Source organism: Brevundimonas sp. (assembly GCF_030704825.1).
Taxonomy (GTDB): Bacteria; Pseudomonadota; Alphaproteobacteria; order Caulobacterales; family Caulobacteraceae; genus Brevundimonas.
The window spans coordinates 282,513-304,396 of record NZ_JAUYNX010000014.1; the positions used below are offsets into that span (position 1 = coordinate 282,513).

The window sequence follows — 21,884 nt, forward strand, 5'->3', positions numbered from 1 at the left end:
TGAGGTTAGTACAAGCGCGATCAGTTTTCGACGGATCGAGCCGCCCGAAGACTTGCCTTTGCTTCGCAATTCCAGAGCACCCCCGGTCGACTGATCCCCGTTATACGGAGGATTAATGACTTCTCCCTTAAGCGTAGGGTCTGGTCCTGGGACCGGAAGGGCCGCGCAGGCCCTTGGGGAAAGCCGTGAGTAGCTTTTTTTACGTCCTCGACGAGACTTCCCGCATCCTGTTTGTGGACGACGACCCCATTTTGCGTGAATTCGCCCAGGTCAATCTGGCGTCCCCGAAAGCGGGGATCGATGTCGCGGAGAATGGCGCCGAGGCGCTGGAGCGCCTGGCCGCCCGCGAATATGACGTCGTCCTGCTGGACCTCGAGATGCCCGTCATGGACGGGTTCGCGGTCCTGTCGCGACTGCGGGCCGATCCGCTTACCGAACATCTGGCGGTCATCGTCCAGACCGGTCGTGAGGATGTCGAGGCGATCGACAGGGCCTTCCGTCTCGGCGCGACCTCCTTCGTCACCAAGCCGTTGAACTGGCGATTGCTGACCTATCAGATCCGCTATGTCCTGCGGGCCTCGCAGGCCGAGCGCCGCGTCCGCGCCGCCGTCCACAGACAGGGTGAGGCCGCATGACGGGGGCAGGGGGGCTTCGCCGACTTGCAGCGGGGATCGGGCGGTTCCTGCGCGAGACGCGCGGCTCGATCGCCCTGAAATTCGCCTTCGTCGGGCCGGCCGTCTTCCTGCTCGGCGTCGGCGCCATCGACCTGCTGGCGGTCAGCACCGCCCAGGGTCGGCTGCAGAGCATCGCCGACGCCGGCGCCCTGGCCGGCGCGCCGGCCCTGGCCCTGGCCACAGACGGCGCGGCCGCCAAGGAACGCGCAGCCTCCTTCGTGGTCGCCGAAATGAGCCAGTGGTCCGACGCCCCCGATTATGTGGGGCGCTACGAGATCGTCGATCAGGCCGGCCAGCGCGCGATCCGGGTGCTCCTTGAAGGGCACAGGCCGTCCTTCTTCGCCAATATGCTGCCGCCGGGCGGCTGGCATTTCGTCGGCGACGCCACCGCCTCCTCGGTGGGGCTGGTGCCCTTGTGCGTCCTCACCACGGGCGACACGCGGGACAGAATCCTCAATGTGCAGGACTCGGGACGACTGGCGGCTCCCGCCTGTATGGTCCACTCCAACCGCGACATCCTGGTCGAGGGCGGCTCGATCACGGGCGCCGCTGTCCAGGCGGTGACCTCGGCGAGCGGCGCGATCAGCCCCAGCCCGGGGACCGGCGCGGAGCCTATCGATGACCCGTTCGCGACCCTTGACCTCGACCGCGCGCCGGGCTTGGGCTGTCCCGCCGGGTCGCCCATGCAGCCGCTCAGACTGGCCTTCGGCTCGCGGAGCATCCCGCCCGGCATGCATTGCGGCGGCATCGATATCTCGGGTTCGGCCACGGTCACGCTCGAGCCCGGCGAGCACTGGTTCCTGGCGGGGCACCTGCTGGTCAGGGAGAACGCCCGTCTCGAAGGGGATGACGTGGCGGTGTTTTTCGACAGGACGTCGAGGTTCGCCTTCACCGACAGCGCCCTTGTGCGGCTGTCCGGCCGCATGACCGGGGACTATGCGGGCATCGTCATGGGCGCCACGCGCGACAACATCCTGGACTTCGTCATCTCGAGCGACAATGTCGAAAGCCTGCTTGGCGTCCTCTATGTGCCGAACGCCCGACTGGTCGTCGAGGGCCGGGCCGACGTGGCCCGTGACAGCGCCTGGACCGTGATCATCGCCAGGAGCCTGCAACTGCAGGGTTCGCCGTCGCTGTTTATCAACGCCAACTACGACGCCTCCGATGTTCCGGTGCCCAGCGGCGTCGGCCCCAACACCGGTTCGCGGCTCGTTCGCTGAGCCGGCCAGGAGAAGCCCGATGTCCGTCGAAGCCGAGAGCGTCGCCCAGACCCTGGATGGACCCGCGGGTCCCGCCGACCGCCGCGCCAGCAGCGAACGGCGGGGTCGCGACCGCCGCAAGCCGGGCGCCCGCGTCAATATGGGAGCGCCGCGCCGATCCTTGCTCAAGGCGCTGGGCGCCTATGGCGTGGCCTTCAGCACCGCGGCTCTCGCCCTGACCCTGGTGGCGGGCGAGGTGCTCGGGCAGGGCGCCACGGTGGTGGCCGTCGCCTTCGAGGCCGCCGCGCTCGCGACCTCGGTCATCCTGCTGGCCATTGGTTCGGTCGAATTGCGCCTGATCGAGATCCGGCTCGAACTGATGATGCTGAACGGCGGCATGCGGCGCGAGGACCGCCGTCGCTCGGCCCGCCGCGGCGACGGCGAAAGCGCCGACGACCGCGCGGACTAGGTCTGCCAGGCGGCGAGCCGCGACTGTCGGACGCCTGCCCGGGGACCGACTCCGGCGTGCTGAGGGGCTCGCCGTGCGCCGCGGTGTTTCCTGTGACGCCCGGGCTGTCGAAATCCCCGCGAGATTGCTAAGCCGTTCCGGCAAAGCCGCGGGACCGCGGCGGGGAACAGACATGGCCGCTGTAAAGTCCGTCGTGAAGATCAGCGATGTCGCCCGGGCGGCGGGCGTCTCGCCGATGACGGTATCGCGCGTGATGAATCACGTTCCCGGGGTCAAGGCCGCGACCCGCGAGGCCGTCATGGAAGCGGTCGAGCGGCTGGGGTATACGCCGAACGCCGCCGCGCGCAGCCTGGCCCGGGCCGGAGCCGGCCGTCTGGGAATCCTCTACTCCAATCCCAGCGCCAGCTATCTCAGCGAATTTCTGATCGGCGCGCTGGAGGGAGTGCACCGGGCGGGGGCCCAGCTCCTGATCGAGAAGTGCGAGCCGGATGCGGCAAGCGAACGGGCGGCGATCACGCGGCTGGTGGCCGGAGGCGTCGTCGGCGTGGTGCTTCCGCCGCCGCACGGCGAATCGTGGGCGGCCCTGGGGGAGTTGCAGGCGCATGGGCTGCGGGCCGTGGCCGTGGCCGCGGGTCGGTTCAAGTCCGACGCGCTCGGCGTCCGGATCGACGATATGGCCGCCGCGGCGGACATGACCCGATACCTTCTGGAGCTCGGCCACAGGCGTATCGGCTTCATCAAGGGAGCCTCGAACCAGACGGCGAGCGCCGAGCGGCTGATCGGCTTCGAGACCGAGCTGGCGATGGCCGAACCGACGGCGGAATGCCTGGTCGAGGCGGGGGAGTTCACCTACCGGTCCGGATTCGAGGCGGCCGAGCGCTTGTTGTCGGCCCGCCGGCCGCCCACGGCGATCTTCGCCAGTAATGACGACATGGCCGCCGCCGCCATCGCCGTGGCTCATCGACGGGGGCTGGACGTGCCGGGGCAACTGACCGTCGTGGGGTTCGACGATACGCCCCTGGCGACGGCCGTCTGGCCCTCCCTGACGACCATTCGCCAACCGATCGCTGAAATGGCCGAGACCGCCATTCGTCTGTTGACGGAAACCCCGCCCGGCCGCGAAAGGGACGAGGATCTGCCCCAGGAGCACCTGATGGCTCACAGCCTGGTTATTCGCGAGTCCTCGGGGCCGCCCCGGAGCCTGGCCGAGGCCTGACGCCGCGCGCCGTCAGGATGCCGACGACGGGGCGGCGCCGTCCCTAGTGATTGTCCCGCGCCTCGCCGAAACGATCGATGATGCGGTGGTATTTCACGGCCGGCTCCAGCACGGCGCCGGTTTCCAGCTGGCCGACCATGCCGCGCTGGATTTCCTGCCACGGCGTCTGTGAGGCGGGATAGGCGTAGCCCCCCGCCGCTTCGAGCGCCGCCCGGCGTTCGGCCAGTTCGGCGTCGGAAACCAGCATGTCCGCTCGCCCCGTGTTGAGATCGATGCGCACCCGGTCGCCGGTTTTCAGCAGGGCGATGTTCCCGCCGGCCGCCGCCTCCGGCGAGGCGTTGAGAATAGAGGCCGAGCCGGAGGTCCCGGATTGCCGCCCGTCGCCAATACAGGCGAGGGCGTGGACGCCCTTCCTGATCAGATAGTCCGGTGGCCGCATGTTCACCACCTCGGCAGCGCCGGGATAGCCGATGGGGCCCGCCCCGCGCATGAACAGCAGGGTCTGCTCGGTGATCCCGAGGCTCTCGTCGTCGATGCGGTGATGATAGTCCTCGGGTCCGTCGAACACGATGGCGGACCCTTCGAAGGCGTTCGGGTCGTCGGGGTTCGACAGATAGCGTTCGCGAAACTCGGGGCTGATGACGCTCAGTTTCATGATCGCGGAATTGAACAGATTGCCGCTGAACACCACGAACCCGGCGTCGGTCTTCATCGGCGTGTCGAAAGGCTTGATGACGTCGGGCAGGGCGATTTCGCGACCGGCGCAGTTTTCCCCGATGGTGCGGCCCGAGACGGTCAGGGCGTCCTCATGGATCAGGCCGTGCTTCATCAGTTCGTTGACCACGGCCGGCACCCCGCCGGCATGGAAATAGTCTTCGCCCAGATATTCGCCGGCGGGCTGCAGGTTGACCAGCAGCGGCACATGCAGGCCGTGGGTTTCCCAGTCCTTCAGCGGCACGTCCACATGGGCGTGGCGGGCCAGGGCGGTCAGATGGATCGGCGCGTTGGTCGAGCCGCCGATCGCCGAGTTGACCACGATGGCGTTGTGGAAGGCCTCGCGCGTGAGAATGTCGGAGGGCTTGAGATCCTCGCGCACCATCTCGACGATGCGCAGGCCGGTCTCATAGGCGACCTGGGCGCGCTCACGATAGGGGGCCGGGATGGCGGCCGAGCCGGGCAGGGACATGCCGAGGGCCTCGGCCAGAGAGTTCATCGTCGTGGCCGTGCCCATGGTGTTGCAATAGCCGACGGACGGCGCCGATGACGCCACCAGTTCGATGAAGCCGTCGTAGTCGATCTCGCCGGCGGCCATCATCTGGCGCGCCTTCCAGATGATCGTGCCCGAGCCGGTGCGCTCGCCCTTGTGCCAGCCGTTCAGCATGGGACCGACCGACAGGGCGATGGCGGGGATGTCGACGGTCGCGGCCGCCATCAGGCAGGCCGGGGTGGTCTTGTCGCAGCCGATGGTCAGCACGACGCCGTCCAGCGGGTAGCCATAGAGGCTCTCGACGAGGCCCAGATAGGCCAGGTTGCGGTCCAGCCCCGCCGTCGGCCGCTTGCCGGTTTCCTGGATCGGATGGACCGGAAATTCCATGGCGATGCCGCCGGCTTCGCGGATGCCCTCACGCAGCCGCTCGGCCAGCACAAGATGGTGCCGGTTGCAGGGGCTCAGGTCGGAACCGGTCTGGGCGATGCCGATGATCGGCTTGTCCGACTGCAGCTCTTTCCGCGTCAGGCCGTAGTTCAGATAGCGCTCGAGATAGAGCGCCGTCATGTCGGGGTTGTCGGGATTGTCGAACCAGGCGCGCGAACGCAGCGGCTTCTTCGGTCGGTCTGTCATGGGTCTCTAGTTCCAGCCGCCGTCGACGATGTAATGTTGATTGGTGATGGCCCCGGCCTCGTCGGAGGCCATGAAGACGACGACGCGGGCGATGTCGTCGGGGACCAGCCGGCGCTTGAGGCACTGGCGCTCATAGATCTCTTTTTCGGTCTCCGGGGTGACCCACAGCTCGAGCTGGCGCTCGGTCATGATCCAGCCCGGGGCGATGGCGTTGACCCGCACCCCGTGCTGGCCGAAGTCGCGCGCCAGCGAGCGTGTCAGACCCAGTACGGCGGACTTGGACGCCGTATAGGCAGCCATCCCGCCCTGGCCGATCACCCACGAGGTCGAGCCCAGATTGACGATGGCGCCCTTGCCGGCCGCCTGCATGTCCGGCAGCACGGCCTGGGCGGCGAAGAACTGGTGCTTCAGGTTCACGGCCATCCGGCCGTCCCAGTAGGCCTCGGTGACCTCGAGCGTCGCGTGGCGCTCGTCATGGGCGGCGTTGTTGATCAGGATGCCGATCGGGCCGAAGCGGTCTCGCACGATCTGTACGGCGGCCTTCAGGGCCGGGATGTCGGTCAGGTCGCAGGGCACGAACAGGGCGGCTTCGCCCAATTCCGTCTCCAGTTTCGCGCCGCGCGCGGCGTCGATGTCGAGGAAGCCTACGCGGGCGCCCTGGGCGACGAAGGCCCGGGTGATCGCCTCGCCGATGCCGCCGGCCCCGCCGGTGACGATGACCACGGCGCCCGCGAGGTCGGAATAGATGGCGGCCATACGCTCCCCGAACTGTTGCTTCGGCGGACCCGTCGGGCCTGCATCGGCCTTCGCGGCCGATCTTTCATTCCTGAAAGCGATATTCGTCGGCGAAAATGCTCGCGCGGCCCGCCGAAGTCAACGCAACCGCGCGCTCCGGCGGCGGAAAATCAATGTCTGCGGGCGAATTCAGGCCTGGGAGGCGGCGCTCATCTCACCCGACAGCGTTGCGGCGGCGCGCCGGAGGTGGCTGACCGCCACCTCGATGTCGCACGTTGGCGGCGTGCGTTCGATATAGGGGGAGATGAGGGTCGCGATGACGCCGTCGGCGCCGATGATCGGCGCCACCAGATCGGTGACGCCCCGGACGAAGTCGCTGGGCCGCTCGACGTAACCCTTGGCTCCCGCCGCATCGGCCGCCTTGATGAAGCGGTTGGTGCGCGCCGCTCCGAACCGGGCGACCAGCCGTTCCCGCAGCTCGGCCTTGGCGGCGGCGGGGGCGCAGCCATAGAACATCAGACCAGAGGTGGCGTCGATGACGTTGCGGCGATAGCCGACGCGTACCGAGAAGCCGAGATCGCCCGGTCCCTCGATGCGGGCTATCACCACGATCTGTTCGCCCGAGAGCACGACGAGGTGGCAGGACTGGATGGTCGTATTGGCCAGTTCGCGCATCACCGGCAGGGCGGCCTCGACCAGCGACTTCACGGGCGCCTGGGCCATGCCGAGAGTGAACAGTCGATTGGTCAGGCGGTAGCCGTCCGGCGACGGCTCGATGTAGCCGCGGAACTCCAGCACCTGGATCATGCGGAACAGCTCGCTGACCGACCGGCCCAGCACGCCCGACATCTGCGACGGCGTCATCGGCTCGCCGTGCGACGACAGCAGTTCGAGGACATCGAGGCCCTTCTCCAGCGCCGGGGCGCGGTACTTGCGATCGTCTGTCTCGTCTTGAAGCGTCATCGGCGCCGGGGGTCCTTCTGGCGGGGCGAAACTAGCGGGCGTCGCCGCTTTCGGAAAGCAGGGGGTCGTCACCGCCACATATGAAGCATCGCATCAGATATGAAAACGGGTTGCCCGTCGCGCCCTCGTCACCTAGCGTTGGGTCGAGCCCGGAACGGGCCGCGCCGGGGAGGCTTTCATGACGCTCGCGACCATCGACCTGGTCATTCTCGCCATCTACGCCGTCTGCATCTTCGGTCTGGCCCAGTGGGTGTCGCGCGACAAGGACGGGGCCAGGAAAACCTCCACCGACTACTTCCTGGCCTCGAAGAACCTGCCGTGGTGGGCCATCGGCGCCTCCCTGATCGCCGCCAACATCTCGGCCGAACAGATCATCGGCATGAGCGGGTCCGGCTATGTGATCGGCCTGGGCATCGCCTCGTACGAGTGGATGGCGGCGCTGACGCTGCTGATCGTCGGGAAATACTTCCTGCCGATCTTCCTGCGCAACGAGATCGTCACCATGCCGCAGTTCCTGCAGCAGCGGTACGGGCCTTCCATCCGCAATGTCATGGCCGTGTTCTGGCTGCTGCTCTACGTCTTCGTGAACGTGACCTCGATCCTGTGGCTGGGATCTCTGGCCGTGAACGGCGTCACCGGGCTGGATCAGACCTACGCCATCGTCGCCATCGGCGTGTTCGCCCTGGCCTATCAGCTGTGGGGCGGCCTCAAGGCCGTGGCCCTGACCGACATCGTCCAGGTCATGCTCCTGGTCGCGGGCGGACTGATCATCGGCTATATCGCTCTCGGACAGATCGGCGGCGACGCCGGGGCGCTGGGCGGCTTCCAGACGCTGCTGACGCGCTTCCCCGAGAAGTTCGACATGATCCTGTCGCCCGACAATCCCCAGTTCGTGAACCTCCCGGGAATCGCGGTTCTGCTGGGCGGGCTGTGGATCATGAACATCAGCTACTGGGGCTTCAACCAGTACATCATCCAGCGCGCCCTGGCCGCCAGGTCGATCGGCGAGGCCCAGAAAGGCATCGCCTTCGCCGCCTATCTGAAGCTGCTGATGCCGGTCATCGTGGTCCTGCCCGGCATGGCCGCGCTGGTGCTGGCGCCCAATCTGGGCCAGCCCGGACAGCCGGCGACCGACCAGGCCTATGCCTCCATGATGAACCTGCTGCCGGCCGGTCTGAAGGGTCTGGTCTTCGCCGCCCTGATCGCCGCCATCGTCGCCTCGCTGGCGTCCAAGGTGAACTCGATCTCGACCATCTTCACGCTGGACCTCTACGCCAAGGCCAACAAGGCGGCCTCGGATCGTCAGCTGGTCCTCGTCGGCCGGATCGCCGCCGTCGCCGCCATGGTCATAGGCATCCTGACGGCGCGGCCGCTGCTGGGCAATTTCGAACAGGGCTTCCAGTATATCCAGGAGTTCACGGGCTTCTTCACGCCGGGCATCGTGGTGATCTTCATCCTTGGCCTGTTCTGGAGCCGCGCGTCCGAGGCCGGGGCGCTGACCGGAGCGATCCTGTCCGTGGCGCTGTCGGCGGTCTTCTGGTTGCTCCAGTTCCTCGACATCTTCGCCTTCCCGTTCATGAACCGGGTCGGCGTCGTGTTCCTCCTGTCCCTGGCCGCCGCTGTCATCGTGTCCCTGATGTCGCCCCCAAAGGCGGGCACGATGCAGATCCGGCTGGACGGGGTCAGCTACAGGACCTCGGCCGGCTTCAACATCGCCGGCGTGGGGGTGATCCTGTTCCTGATCGCGGTCTACGCCATCTGGTGGTGAGGACGGCCCGCGGACCGATGCGGCGACGCCCCGGCGGGCGTCGCCGTTTCCGCCTCACCGAGGCGTGAGGCGAATCGCCGCTCCGCCGCTGCCCTTCAACTCCAGCGACAGGGTGTCGGCGGCCGTGACGGCGCGCGTCTCGATATCGGCGTCGGTCGGCCTCGCCCCGTCGCTGTAGATCGTGGCCGCGAACCGGCCCGACCCCAGGAACTCCAGCGGCACGGAGATGCGGCGCGCGTCCTCGTTGGTCATGGCGCCGACATACCAGTCGCGGCCCTTGCGGCGGGCCAGCACGATCGACTGGCCGATCTCCCCCGCGATGAAGCGGGTTTCATCCCACGTCGTCGGGACGGCGCCGATGAAGGCCGTCTCGGGCTGTCCGGCATAGGCGTCGGGCGTGTCCGCGACGACGGTCAGGGGACTGTCATAGACCACGAACATCGCCAGCCCATGCGCCCGCGTGGTCTGGACCGTGGGCAGGATGAACCGGGACTGGAAGTCCCCGGGCGCCACATTGCGGAAGCCGCCCGGCGTATAGTCCATCGGGCCGATCAGCATGCGGGTATAGGGCAGGGTGACATTGTGGGTCGCCGTGATCCGGCTGCTCCACTTGTTGTACTCGGCCCCGAGCACCCCCTCCTGCGTCAGGTAGTTGGGGTAGGTTCGCGCGAGGCCGGTCGGGTGATAGGCGCCGTGCAGGTCGACCAGCAACCGGTGCTCCGCGGCCTGGCTGAGGAGGCGGTGGAACCAGTCGACCATCTGCTGGTCGTCGCGGTCCATGAAATCGACCTTGATCCCGGCCACGCCCCAGGCCTGGTACTGGTCAAGAGCCGCGTCGAACTGGTGGTCCAGCGCGCGCCAGTTGACCCACAGGAGGACGCCCACCCCGCGCTCGCGGCCATAGGCGACCAGTCGTGGGACGTCCACCTCGGGCACGTGGCGCGTAACGTCGGCGCCGGGCCGCACCACGCCGCCGCCGCCCGCACCCTGATACCAGCCCTCGTCGATCATGACGTACTGCAGGCCGTTGGCGGCGGCGAAATCGATGAAGGCCATGAAGGTGGCCGTGTTCATGCCGGAGTTCGGCACGCTTTCGATCCGGCCGCCGTTCCACCAGTCCCAGGCCGCCTTGCCTGGCCTGACCCATGCGGGGTCGAACGACGGATCCGGGTTCAGGTCGGTGATGAGGGTGGATTCGATCAGGTCGCCCGCGCGTTCTCCGATCATGATCACGCGCCATGGCGTGGTCAGGTCCGATCCGACCCGGGTCCGTACCCTGACCGACGGATCATCGGGGCGCGACGCCAATTTGATCTGCGCGCCGGGACCGCCGTCGCCGCGACCCGCCAGATAAAGGGCGGCATAGTTCCGCAGGTCCGCCTCGGCTATCGCGAAAGCCGGGCCGCCCGGCGCGGTCTCACAGACCAGCGGAGCGTCATAGGCGTTGTGGTCCCGGATGCGCGAAGAGGAGACGGGATCGAACTCGCCTTCGTGGGCCGAGTTGAAGTGACCGAGGTTCAGTCCCCAGCAGGTGTAGTTTCCGGAAAAGGCGAATTGCGTAGCCTCGCCGCGTAAACCGATCGCGTCCTGGCTTCCGGCGGCCGGCACGACATAGCGGAAGGCGACGCCGTCGTCGTAGGCGCGAAAGAACAGCCGCATCGATCGGGGCGCGGTGTCGACCGCCCCGGTTTCCGTCAGGTCCAGCGCCAGTTCCTGGTAGCGCTTGAGCACCTCGTCGGTCTTGCCGAGCAGGCGATACCGGTCTTCCCCTTGCCGGACATGGGTAGCGGTCACCTCCATGTTCGGGCCGATCGGGCCGCCACGATCCAGATCAAGGCCCAGCCGGGAGGGGGCCAGAATCTGCCGGCCCTCGTACACCACCGCATAGGTGGGCGAGCCGTCATCGGCCGCGCGGTCGACGATGACCTCGATGCGTCCGCCCGGCGACCTCAGCCGTTCTTCGGCCGATGCCGATGTAGCCGACAGGAGCGCGGCTCCGGCCAGCAGTATGGTGCGCAACGTCATGGCTGGTCTCCAGTCATCCGGCGACGACCGGGCCGGCGCGGCAGTTGCGATCGATGAACTCGGCCTGGCTCGGCATGGCGGCGGCGGTCCGGGCGTAGGCGTCGCGGATCCCGTGGAGGCTGCGCCTCAGATCCTCCAGATCGGGAATTTCGGCCAACGGATCATGGCGTTCGGGGATGATGCCCTGGCCCATCAGGACGGCGATCCAGCTGGTCTCCTGGAATAATTCCTCGTCTTCCCGGAACACGCGGCCGTGGCCGCGGAACAGGTCGATCTTGCGCTGAAGGGACTCCGGAATCGCCATGGTCCGTACCTGATTCCACAGCCCGGAATCATCCCGTTCCACGGCGTGGTAGTGCAGAACGATGAAGTCCCGGACCCGCTCGTATTCGAAGCGCATGCGGGCGTTGTACTGATCGATCTCGATCCGGGCGAAATCGCGGTCGGGGAAGTTCAGCAGGAACTTGGAAAGGCCGCTCTGGACAAGGTGGATGCTGGTCGACTCCAGCGGCTCCAGAAATCCGCTGGCCAGTCCCAGGGACAGGCAATTGCGGTTCCAGGCCTTCTTCCTCATGCCGGTGCGGAAGCGAAGCAGATTGGGATCGGCGAGGGGACGGCCCTCGAGGCTGTCGGTCAGTTTCGCGACGGCCTCGTCGTCGCTGATGTACTGGCTGCAGTAGACGTAGCCGTTGCCGACCCGGTGCTGGAGAGGAATTCGCCACTGCCATCCGGCTTCGCGGGCCGTGGCGCGCGTGTAGGGCGTCAGGCCGGCTTCGCCATGCTCGCAGGGCATGGCCACCGCGCGGTCGGCGGGCAGCCAGTGGCTCCAGTCCTCGTAGCCGGTCTTCAGGGCCTGCTCGATCAACAGGCCGCGGAATCCCGAGCAGTCGATAAACAGGTCGCCCTCGACGACGTCCCCGGACTCCATCGTCACCGATTGAATGAAGCCGTCAGGCTCGCGCAGCGTGACGTCGACGATCTTGCCCTCGCGGCGGACGACGCCGCGTCCGCGGGCAAGTTCGCCGAGGTAGCGCGCATAGAGCGAGGCGTCGAACTGGAAGGCGTAGGTCATCTGGGACAGCGGCGAGCGGGGGTCGCGCACCGGTCGGGAGAACCGGTTCTGCCTGGCCGCGAGCGTGGTCAGGGAATAGGCCCCGAGGTCGTCATCGAGCCCGGCTTCCTTCAGGCGCAGCCAGTAGTGGTGGAAGGCGGCGGCGTCGATACGCGTGCCGTACTGGCCGAAGGGGTGGAAGTAGGTGTCGCCCTTGCGGGTCCAGTCCCGGAACTCGATGCCCAGTTTGAAGGTGGCCTGGGTCCGGCGAACGAACTCGTTCTCATCGATGCCCAGAAGTTCGTTGAAAAGCATGATCGGCGGAATGGTGGATTCGCCGACGCCGACCGTTCCGATCTCGGCGGACTCGATCAGTTCGATCCGGCAATGGTTCCGAAGCACCTTGGACAGGGCGGCCGCCGCCATCCAGCCGGCGGTTCCGCCGCCGACGATGACGATGCTTCGAATGGGATTTGCGGTCATGGGGCGGTTCCGGGCCGTCAGGGCTTGGCGGAGGGGGCGAGGTCAGCGAGATAGCGGTCATGCGGCGGGAGAGACCCCGCCGCCTCGCGAATCAGGGCGGCGCGGCGCTGCATCCGTTCAAGGGTGACCGCGGCGGGGACCTGATCCGTCAAGGGGCTCCAGCGCTCGGGCCAGACGCCAAGACCGGTGAAGATCGCCGTCCAGCTCGCCTCTCGAAAGGACTCGTGTTCCGTCAGGGCGACCTCGCCCCGGGCGCGGAACAGGGCGATCTTGTAGGTCAGGGTGTCAGGCAGGCTCATGGTCCGGCAATGGTCCCAGAGCGCGCCCTCCCGGCCGGCGAGATGGTAGTGCAGCACGATGAAGTCGCGCACCCGCTCCATCTCCTGGGCCGTTTGACGATTGTATTCGTCTGTCAGGACCGGATCGAAATCGAGGTCGGGGAACAGCTCGAGCAGCCGGCCGACGCCGGTCTGGACCATGTTGATGCTGGTCGACTCCAGCGGCTCAACGAAGCCGCTCGCCAGCCCCAGGGACACGCAGTTGCGGTTCCAGGCCTTCCGTCGCCGGCCGGTGACGAAACGAAGCAGGTTGGGCTCGGCCAGCGCCGGTCCGTCCATCCGGCTTCTCAGGTCAGCGATGGCCGTGTCGTCGTCGACGAAGTTCGACGAATAGACATAGCCGTTGCCGGTACGGTGCTGGAGCGGGATGCGCCATTGCCAGCCCGCCTCGCGCGCCGTGGCCCGGGTGAGGGGCGTCGTTTCGCCCGCCGAGGCGCACGGCATGGCGACCGCGCGGTCGCAAGGGAGCCAGTGTGTCCAGTCCTCGTAGCCGGTCTTGAGGGCCTGCTCGATCAACAGGCCGCGAAAGCCCGAGCAATCGAGGAACAGATCGCCCTCCAGGCGTTCGCCGTCCTCCAGCACCACGGCCTCGATGAAGCCGTCGGACCCGCGCAGCGAAACATCCGTGATCCGGCGGTCGAGACGCCGTACGCCCAGGTCCTCAGCGTAGGACCGCAGGAAGGCTGCGTAGAGGGCGGCGTCGAACTGATAGGCATAGGAATAGGCCGACAGGACCGAACGGGGATCCTGCAGCGGAGGCGCGAAGCGGTTCTGCGCGGCCATCACGCTGGGCAGGGACCACGGCTCGAGGTCGTCGATCAGGCCGAGTCCCTTGAGGCGGAACAGATGTTGTGTCGCCGGCTGCCGGTCGATCGGCGGGCCATAGTCGCCGAAGCCGTGGAAATATCGGCTGCCGTCGCCCGACCAGTCCCGGAACTCGATCCCGAGCTTGATCGTCGCCTCGGTGCGTTTGAAGAATTCGGCCTCGTCGATGCCCAGGGCCGAGTTGAAGTTCCGGATGGGGGGAATGGTCGCTTCCCCGACCCCGACGATCCCGATCGCCGTCGATTCGATCACGGTGATGCCGAGGTCGCCGGAGGCGAGGCGGGGGGAAAAGGAACGCGCCAGCGAGGCCGCCGCCATCCAGCCGGCGGACCCGCCGCCGACGATCACAATACGGCGGATCGATCGACTCATTCCCACTCCTCCCCGGAGGCTTCGCCTCTCGTTATCGCTGGCCGCGGGCAGCCTGTCATTCCGACGGAGAACCGTCCCGACAGCAGTTGCCCGGATTACACACTCCGTTCAGTTTTGCCCCATTGAGATGATAGCGCTACCAGAAATCGCTTTTCATCATGTGAAACTTTGTGCATCTTTAAAAGTGCGAGGCCCCCCTGGCGGGGTCGTCAGCGCTAAATTTTGGGAGGCGTCCCACCGCGAGAACCGCGAGAATGCGGCCGGTGCGACCCAGATGGGGAGGATGAGACCTATGTCTCGAACCAATCGTACGAATCGGTTTGCGTTGCTGTGCAGTGTCTCGATGCTTTCCATGGGCGCGCTCGCCCTGCCGTCCGTGGCGGTGGCCCAGGAGCCGGACGAGGAAGAAGTCGCGGAAATCGACGAAGTCGTTGTCACGGGCATTCGCGCCCAGTTGCGTACGGCCCAGGCGATCAAGCAGAACTCCGAGGTCATCGTCGATTCGGTGACAGCGGTGGACATCGGCGCCCTTCCTGACCGTTCGGTGTCCGAGGCGCTGCAGCGCATCTCGGGCGTGACGCTCCAGCGCACCAATGCGGCTCGCGACCCGGCCCGTCTGGCGGCCGAGGGCGGCGGCGTCTTCGTGCGCGGCCTGTCCTGGGTGCGGTCCGAAACCAACGGGCGCGACATCTTCTCCGCCTCGAACGGCCGGGGCCTGAGCTTCGAGGACGTTTCGGCGGACCTGCTGGCGGGTGTCGACGTCTACAAGAACGTCGCCGCAAACATGATCGAAGGCGGCATCGCCGGCACCATCAACCTGCGCACTCGCGTACCCTTCGACAGCACCGACTCGCTGATCTCGTTCAACACCGACTATAACTATGGCGACCTGTCCGAGCGTGGCTTCTGGTCAGGCAGCGTCCTGGCGTCCGACCGCTGGGAGACCGGAATCGGCGAAATCGGCCTGCTGGCCAACGTCAGCATCGGGAACGTCGGCAACCGGACCGACTCGATCTCGGTGGACCGCTACGATCCGGTCGTTCTGAACGCGGGGAACGCGTCGGATGGCCGTGTCGCTGGCGATACCGTCTATATTCCGAAATATCTGGGCTGGCGGACCATCGACTGGGAGCAGAACCGCACGGCGATCGCCCTGGCGGCCCAGTGGCGGCCCAATGACGACCTGTTGATCACCCTGCAGGCGCTGGGTTCGCAGGCCGACGCCTACAACGTCGAGTACGCGCTCGGCACCGAGAGCGTTCTGTCGCCGAACACCACCTACACCTACAATGACGATGACGTCTTCACCGGCGGCAGCGTCCCCAACGCCAACTACAACACCGACACGCGGGTTGGCGATGACACCAAGCGCACCGGCGACGTGGCGTTGAGCTTCCAGTACACGCCCGATTCGCCCTGGTCGTTCAGCGGCGATCTGCAGTACGTGAAGTCGACGGCCGAGATCTACTCGATGACGGCCTTCACGCAGCTGGCCAACCGCCCCAATCTGGAGATCACCATCGGCGGCGACCTGCCGACCCTCACCTCGACCGGGGGCACCCCGACCGACCAGTCGGCCTATTGGTGGGCGGCCGCGATGGACCACATCGAGGACAACGAGGCCGACGAACTCAGCGGCCGCTTCGATGTGCGGTACGACAACGAGGAAGGCGCCTTCTTCAGGTCCGTCGCCTTCGGCGCCCGCGCGACCGAGAAGAACTACATCAACCGCCAGACCGGCTATAACTGGGGCCTGTTGTCCAACCAGTACTGGGGCAACGGCGGCGGCGCCGTGGTTTATCTGGACGACACCGGCTATCCGGGCGGCACGCAGGATCCGCGCCTGCCGGCCTCGTCGGTGCTGTACAGCTTCGACAACTTCTTCCGCGGCGACGCGCCGGTGCCGGGCGTCGCCTGGTTCCCCGCCGAAAGCCTGATCAACCAGGGCACCGCCTACGCTTATGACATCCTGAGGAATACGGAGAGCTCGGGCTGGGGCTGGACGCCGCTGTCGGATGACTTCGAAAGCTATCGCCTCGGCGGCGGCAACGGCGGCATCACGGAACTGACCGAAGAGACCCGGGCGGGCTACGTCTTCGCCCGCTTTGGCGCCGAGGACGCCCTGTTCGGCCGGAGCTTCGACGGCAACGTCGGCCTCCGCGTGGTTCAGACCAACACCTCCACCCAGTCCATCACCACTCTGCCGACCATCAACGGGGCCTGCCCGCCGCCGCTCTTCCCGGCCGCGGACTGCACGGCCTTCAACCAGGCCCGCGCCTTCGCGACCGGGGGGTCACTGGACGGGCTTCCGATCGATCACAGCTACACCGAGGTGCTGCCCAGCTTTAACTTGCGCGTCTTCCTCGCCGAGGATCTGCAGGCACGCTTCGCGGTGTCCCGCGCCATGGTGCGGCCCGAGATGTACCAACTGCAGCCGTTCACCAACCTGTCGATCAACTTCGAGGCCGACGGCTATACCCTGGACGACGTGGCGCCGTTCACCGGCACCGGGGGCAATCCGACGCTCGATCCCATCAAGGCGACGAACTACGACGTCAGCCTGGAATGGTATTTCGCGCCGACCGGCAGCCTGACGCTGGCGGCGTTCCACAAGGACATCACCGACTACATCTTCACCGGTACGCAGACGCAAAGCTTCACCAACAACGGCGTCACCTACGACTTCCTGCTGACCCGCTACGTCAATGGCGACGAAGGCACGGTCGACGGGTTCGAGCTCGCCTACCAGCAGTTCTACGACTTCCTGCCCGGCTTCCTCAGCGGCTTCGGCCTGCAGGGCAACTTCACCTACATCGACAGCAGCGGCGGGCGGAACACCAGCCAGAACATCCTCGACCCGCAGCAAAACAGCGGCGCGGCCGCGGCCCTGCCGCTCGAGGGCATGTCGCGCACCAGCTACAATATCGCGGCGCTGTATGAGAAATACGGCTTCTCCGCGCGGCTGGCCTACAACTGGCGTGAAGAGTACCTGCTGACCACCTCGGCGGCGAACATCAACGCCCCCGTGTGGGCCTCCGACTTCGGCCAGCTGGACGGGTCGATCTTCTACAACATCACTGATGATCTGAAGATCGGCATCCAGTCGACCAACATCCTGAACGAACGGACGGTGCTGAAGGTCGGCAACGAGACCCGCAAGCCGCCGTACAACTGGGTCGATACGGACCGCCGCGTCGCCATCGTCCTGCGCGCCGCGTTCTGATCGAACGTGACAGGGGGGCGATCCGGGTGGATCGTCCCCTTTCTGTTTCCGAGTGGGTTGGAGGATAGCGATGCGCGGTTCGCACATCGGTCGATGGTGGGTGTCCGTTGCGGCGGCCTTGTGCGCCCTGACGGCTACAGCGGGGATCGCCGCCGCCCAGCAGCCCATTCCGCGACTGGTCGAACAGGACGATCGTCACGCCCTGATTGTCGACGGCGCGCCCTTTACGATCCTCGGCGCCCAGGTCAACAACTCTTCGAACTATCCCGCCCCGTTGGCCAGGGCCTGGCCCGCGGTTCATTTCGTCGGCGCCAACACGGTCCAGGTTCCCATCGCCTGGGAGCAGATCGAGCCGGTCGAGGGCCAGTTCGACTTCTCCTTCGTCGATCATCTGGTGGAGGAGGCACGGCGCAACGAGGTGCGTCTGGTTCTGCTGTGGTTCGCCACCTGGAAAAACACCGCCCCCAAATACGCGCCGGCCTGGGTCAAGCTGAACCCGGAGCGGTTTCCGCTCCTGGTCACCCGGGACGGCTCCAGCTCCTACGCCCTGTCGCCGCATTCGCGGAACACGCTGGAGGCGGACAAGCGCGCCTTCGCCGCCCTGATGGCCCACCTGCGCCGGATCGACAGCCGGGACCGCACTGTCATCATGGTCCAGCCCGAGAATGAGACCGGCACCTATGGCTCGGTCCGCGACTACGGCCCGGCCGCCCAGGCGTTGTTCGACGGGCCCGTTCCGCCCGCATTGCTGGAGCGGATGGGCAAATCGCCCGGCACTTGGGCGCAGGTGTTCGGCGGCGACGCGGACGAATTCTTCCACGCCTGGGCCATCGGCTCCTACGTCGGCGAGGTCGCCGCGGCCGGAAAGGCCGAGTACCCGCTGCCGATGTACGTCAACGCCGCCCTGCGGGATCCGGTGAACCATCAGGCGCCTTCAAGCTACGCCTCGGGCGGTCCGACCTGGAACGTGATGGACGTGTGGAAGGCCGCGGCCCCGGCGATCGATATCCTGTCGCCTGACATCTACGAGCGAGGCTCGGTCAACTATGAGGCGCACCTTGGCCGATACGCGCGGCCCGACAACGCCCTGTTCGTCGCCGAGACGGGCAACGACGCCATGTACGCCCGCTACCTGTTCACCGTCCTGGGACGGGGCGGCATCGGATATTCGCCGTTCGGCATCGACTACACCGGCTACGCCAACTACCCGCTGGGCTCGCAGGCGGTCACCGAAAAGACCCTGACCCCACTGCGCGACGCCTATCGCCTGATCGCCCCATGGCAGCGGGTCTGGGCCCGGTTGGCCTTCGAAAGTCAGGTGTGGGGCGTTTCCGAGCCCGACGACCGGTCATCGCAAACCCTGGATCTCGGCGAATGGACGGCCACGGTCGGCTATCGCCGTTGGCAGTTCGGCCAGCCGGAATGGACCTGGCTCGGCCCGTTGGCCGAGGTGCCCGGGAGAGAGACGCCGAACGGCGGCGCGGTGATCGCGCGGATCGCGCCGGGCGAGTTCATCGTCGCCGGCCATTACGCCCGGGTCGACTTCAACGCCAAGCCCTCGACCGACGGCAAGCGCCGCATGGTGCTGCGCGTCGAGGAAGGTCATTTTGACGAGGCGGGGACCTGGGTGTTCGAGCGCATCTGGAACGGCGACCAGACCGACTACGGCCTCAACTTCACCGACCAGCCATGGCTGCTGCGCGTTGTCACCGCGACCTATTGATTTGATCCGATCGCCCCAAGAGAGCGGAGTCCGCCCCATGCCGTCCAAGTCCCGTCACCTGGCTTCCGCCGCCCTGGCGGCGGCCCTGCTCGCCCTCGGGGCCTGCGCCTCCTTTCCGGGCGGATCGCCGGACGTGGTCGCCGACTCGCTCGTGCGGCGCCAGCCGGATGGCGTCATCGTCACGCCACGTTCGGGCGAGGCGCGGGCCGTGCGCCTTCAGGTGTTCGGGCCGCGGACAATCCGCGTCACGGCCTCCCCCGACGCCAGCTTCGAGGCGCCGGCCAGCCTGATGGTCACGGCCGAGCCGGTGACCCAGGGCTTCGACGTCGAGACCCGGGGCGATCTGGTTCTGGTCCGCGCGGCGGAGGTCACCGCCGAGGTGTCGCTCGAGACGGGGGCGGTGCGTTTCCTCGACAACGCCGGCGAGGTGATCCTGGCGGAACGCGCGAACGGCCGCGAGATCGATCCGATCATTGTCGAGGACCAGACCGGAGCCCACCGCTTCGAGACGGTGCGTCAGGTGTTCGAGCCGGCGGCGGACGACGCCATCTACGGCCTCGGCCAGCACCAGCAGGGGGTGCTCAACTATCGCGGCCATGACGTCGAACTGGCCCAGCACAACATGGATGTCGGCGTTCCGTTCGTCGCCTCGACCGGGGGCTACGGTCTGCTTTGGGACAACAATTCCATCACCCGCTTCGGCGACCCGCGCCCCTACGGCATGCTGGATGAGCGGCTGACCGTGCGGGACGCGACCGGCCGGTTCGGCGGTCTGACCGCCAGCTATTTCCAGGGCGACGAACTCAGGGTCCAGCGCCAGGAAGGCCAGATCAACTACGAATACATCCGGGACCAGCAACGCTGGCCGGAGGGGCTCAAGGCCCAGCCGGCCCAGCCGGTGCAGGTCGGCGATATGGGCCGGGCAGGGCAGGAGGGCGTGCGCGTCGTCTGGGAAGGCACCATCGAGGCCTTCACGGCCGGACGGCACAAGTTCAAGCTCTATTCCTCGGGCTACGCCAAGGTCTGGATCGACGGCGAACTGCGGATCGACCGTTGGCGTCAGAACTGGAACCCGTGGTTCCACGATTTCGATGTCGAGCTTCCGGCGAACCGGCAGGTCTCGATCAAGGTCGAGTGGATCCCCGGCGACGGCTACATCGCCCTTCGCCACCTGGATCCGCAGTCGGAGGCTGACCGGCAGGCGCTGTCGCTGTGGTCGCAGGCCGGCCACGACGTCGACTATTATTTCGTCGGCGGCGACGATCTGGACGAGGTCATATCCGGCTATCGAGGGCTGACCGGCAAGGCCGTGATGCTGCCGCGCTGGGCCTATGGTTTCTGGCAGAGCCGCCAGCGCTACAACACCCAGACCGAGGTGGTGGACACGGTGCGCCGCTATCGCGAGCTCGGCCTGCCGATCGACAACGTGGTGCAGGACTGGTTCTACTGGCCCGAGAACGCCTGGGGATCGCACGACTTCGATCCGGCGCGCTTCCCGAACCCGACGCAGATGGTCAAGGACGTCCACGACATGGACGCCAACATCATCATCTCGGTGTGGCCGAAATTCTATCCGACGACCGATCACTACAGGGAACTCGCGGCGATCGGCGGCATGTATACTCGCAACGTCGAGGCCGGCGCCCGCGACTGGGTCGGCCCCGGCTACGCCAACAGCTTCTACGATCCCTATCTGCCGGCGGCGCGGGACCTGTACTGGCGCCAGATCAGCGACAGCTTCAGGGGCATGGGCTTCGACGGCTGGTGGCTGGATTCGGTCGAGCCGGACATGCACTCCAACCTCGACATTGCGGAACGCACCCTGCGCATGGGGCCGACCGCGGCGGGCCCGGGGGCCCTGGTGTTCAACTCGTATCCGCTGGTCAACGCCGAGACCGTCTACCAGCGCTTCCGGGCGGAGCAGCCGGACACCCGGACCTATATCCTGACCCGCTCGGCCTGGGGCGGTCTGCAGCGTACTGGCTCGACCCTGTGGTCGGGCGACGTGGTGGCGCGCTGGGACAATCTGGGCGAGCAGATCTCGGCCGGGGTCAACGCCGGCCTGTCGGGGATCCCGAACTGGACGCACGATATCGGCGGTTTCTCGGTCGAGGCGCGCTATCAGGCCCCGCAGATGAAGCCCGAGGACAGGGCCGAATGGGACGAGCTGCAGCTGCGCTGGTTCCAGTTCGGCGCCTTCTCGCCGGTGTTCCGCTCACACGGCGAGTTCCCGCTGCGCGAGGTCTACAACCTCGCCGAGCCGGACGGAGATCTGTATGACGCCTTCGCCGCCCAGATGCGTCTGCGCTATCGGCTGATGCCCTATATCTACACCCTGGCCGGAGACACCTGGCACAGGGATGGCACGATCATGCGCGCCCTCGCCATGGACTTCCCGCAGGACGTCCGCGGGCGCGACGTCAACGACCAGTATCTCTTCGGGCCCGCGATCATGGTCGCCCCGGTGCACAGGTATCAGGCGCGCGAGCGGTCGGTCTGGTTCCCGACCGGCGCGGACTGGTTCGACCTCTACACCGGCCGCAAATTCGCGGGCGGTTCGGAAGCCACCGTCCAGGCGCCGCTGGAGCGGATCCCGCTGTTCGTGCGGGCCGGTTCGATCCTGCCGACGGGACCGCAGATCCAGCACACCGCCGAGAAGCTGGATGGGCCGATCACCCTGACCGTCTATGCCGGCGCCGACGGCTCATTCGAGCTCTACGACGACGCCGGAACGACCTATGGCTATGAGCGCGGCGAGTTCTCGCGCATTCCGATGGCGTGGGACCAGGCTCGCGGCGTCCTGACCATCGGCGCGCGCAGCGGAACCTATCCGGGCATGCCCGCGAACCGGACCTTCCACATCCGCTGGATCGACGGACCGACGGCGGCGGCGGTCGATTTCGACGCGGCTCCGGCGCGGACGGTCGAATATAGCGGGCAGGCCGTACAGGTCTCCCGCCCCTGAGGTGCATCAAGGCGA

At 67.0% G+C, this 21,884-nt stretch carries 14 protein-coding genes; 8 read left to right on the top strand and 6 right to left on the bottom strand.

Translation table 11 applies throughout. The annotated features are described in order from the left end of the window. Window positions 1–185 precede the first annotated feature (185 nt). From Q8Q71_RS06810 to Q8Q71_RS06825, 4 genes are all read left to right on the top strand, one after another. A complete protein-coding gene (locus Q8Q71_RS06810) occupies window positions 186–635 on the top strand; it encodes a PleD family two-component system response regulator (RefSeq protein WP_305758872.1) in 450 nt (149 codons plus the stop codon). Next, on the top strand, window positions 632–1,894 hold the full coding sequence (locus Q8Q71_RS06815; RefSeq protein WP_305758873.1) for a TadE/TadG family type IV pilus assembly protein: 1,263 nt from the start codon (window positions 632–634) through the stop codon (window positions 1,892–1,894). Before Q8Q71_RS06810 ends, Q8Q71_RS06815 begins: the two co-directional genes overlap by 4 nt. Window positions 1,895–1,913: 19 nt before the next feature. Next, on the top strand, window positions 1,914–2,342 hold the full coding sequence (locus tag Q8Q71_RS06820; RefSeq protein ID WP_305758874.1) for a hypothetical protein: 429 nt from the start codon (window positions 1,914–1,916) through the stop codon (window positions 2,340–2,342). A 172-nt stretch (window positions 2,343–2,514) separates the two neighbouring features. Continuing rightward, window positions 2,515–3,558: a LacI family DNA-binding transcriptional regulator gene (locus Q8Q71_RS06825; RefSeq protein WP_305758875.1), complete on the top strand. Its 1,044-nt coding sequence runs from the start codon at window positions 2,515–2,517 to the stop codon at window positions 3,556–3,558. A gap of 43 nt (window positions 3,559–3,601) precedes the next feature. On the opposite strand, the gene Q8Q71_RS06830 is transcribed toward Q8Q71_RS06825, so the two are convergent. The 3 genes from Q8Q71_RS06830 to Q8Q71_RS06840 all read right to left on the bottom strand — a co-directional run bounded on the left by Q8Q71_RS06830 (window position 3,602) and on the right by Q8Q71_RS06840 (window position 7,096). Continuing rightward, window positions 3,602–5,398, bottom strand: a complete 1,797-nt coding sequence (locus tag Q8Q71_RS06830; RefSeq protein ID WP_305758876.1) for an IlvD/Edd family dehydratase — start codon at window positions 5,396–5,398, stop codon at window positions 3,602–3,604. Between the two features lie 6 nt (window positions 5,399–5,404). After that, window positions 5,405–6,154, bottom strand: a complete 750-nt coding sequence (locus Q8Q71_RS06835; RefSeq protein ID WP_305758877.1) for an SDR family NAD(P)-dependent oxidoreductase — start codon at window positions 6,152–6,154, stop codon at window positions 5,405–5,407. Window positions 6,155–6,322: 168 nt separating this feature from the next. Next, a complete protein-coding gene (locus tag Q8Q71_RS06840; protein ID WP_305758878.1) occupies window positions 6,323–7,096 on the bottom strand; it encodes an IclR family transcriptional regulator in 774 nt (257 codons plus the stop codon). Window positions 7,097–7,274: 178 nt separating this feature from the next. Here Q8Q71_RS06840 and Q8Q71_RS06845 point away from each other — a divergent pair, with 178 nt between their 5' ends. Beyond that, window positions 7,275–8,864 (top strand): sodium/sugar symporter, encoded by a 1,590-nt coding sequence (locus tag Q8Q71_RS06845; RefSeq protein ID WP_305758879.1) that lies wholly within the window; start codon window positions 7,275–7,277, stop codon window positions 8,862–8,864. Between the two features lie 54 nt (window positions 8,865–8,918). Here the strand turns inward: Q8Q71_RS06845 and Q8Q71_RS06850 are convergent, their stop codons facing one another. Genes Q8Q71_RS06850 through Q8Q71_RS06860 form a run of 3 tightly spaced genes read right to left on the bottom strand, consistent with a single transcriptional unit; the run spans window position 8,919 to window position 13,958 of the window. Next, window positions 8,919–10,889 carry a glycoside hydrolase family 97 protein gene (locus tag Q8Q71_RS06850; protein ID WP_305758880.1) on the bottom strand — a complete coding sequence of 657 codons (1,971 nt, stop codon included), beginning with the start codon at window positions 10,887–10,889 and terminating at the stop codon, window positions 8,919–8,921. A gap of 13 nt (window positions 10,890–10,902) precedes the next feature. After that, window positions 10,903–12,423: a tryptophan halogenase family protein gene (locus Q8Q71_RS06855; protein WP_305758881.1), complete on the bottom strand. Its 1,521-nt coding sequence runs from the start codon at window positions 12,421–12,423 to the stop codon at window positions 10,903–10,905. Window positions 12,424–12,440: 17 nt separating this feature from the next. Further along, complete coding sequence (locus tag Q8Q71_RS06860) at window positions 12,441–13,958, bottom strand: tryptophan halogenase family protein (protein ID WP_305758882.1); 1,518 nt, start codon at window positions 13,956–13,958, stop codon at window positions 12,441–12,443. Between the two features lie 352 nt (window positions 13,959–14,310). Between Q8Q71_RS06860 and Q8Q71_RS06865 the strand changes: the two genes are divergently transcribed. The 3 genes from Q8Q71_RS06865 (at window position 14,311) to Q8Q71_RS06875 (ending at window position 21,869) form a co-directional block, all read left to right on the top strand. Then, window positions 14,311–17,181, top strand: a complete 2,871-nt coding sequence (locus tag Q8Q71_RS06865; RefSeq protein WP_305758883.1) for a TonB-dependent receptor — start codon at window positions 14,311–14,313, stop codon at window positions 17,179–17,181. A gap of 70 nt (window positions 17,182–17,251) precedes the next feature. Further along, the gene (locus Q8Q71_RS06870) at window positions 17,252–18,904 is read left to right on the top strand and encodes a DUF5597 domain-containing protein (RefSeq protein WP_305758884.1); all 1,653 of its coding nucleotides are present in this window, start codon (window positions 17,252–17,254) and stop codon (window positions 18,902–18,904) included. Between the two features lie 37 nt (window positions 18,905–18,941). Further along, the gene (locus tag Q8Q71_RS06875; RefSeq protein ID WP_305758885.1) at window positions 18,942–21,869 is read left to right on the top strand and encodes a TIM-barrel domain-containing protein; all 2,928 of its coding nucleotides are present in this window, start codon (window positions 18,942–18,944) and stop codon (window positions 21,867–21,869) included. Window positions 21,870–21,884 lie beyond the last annotated feature (15 nt).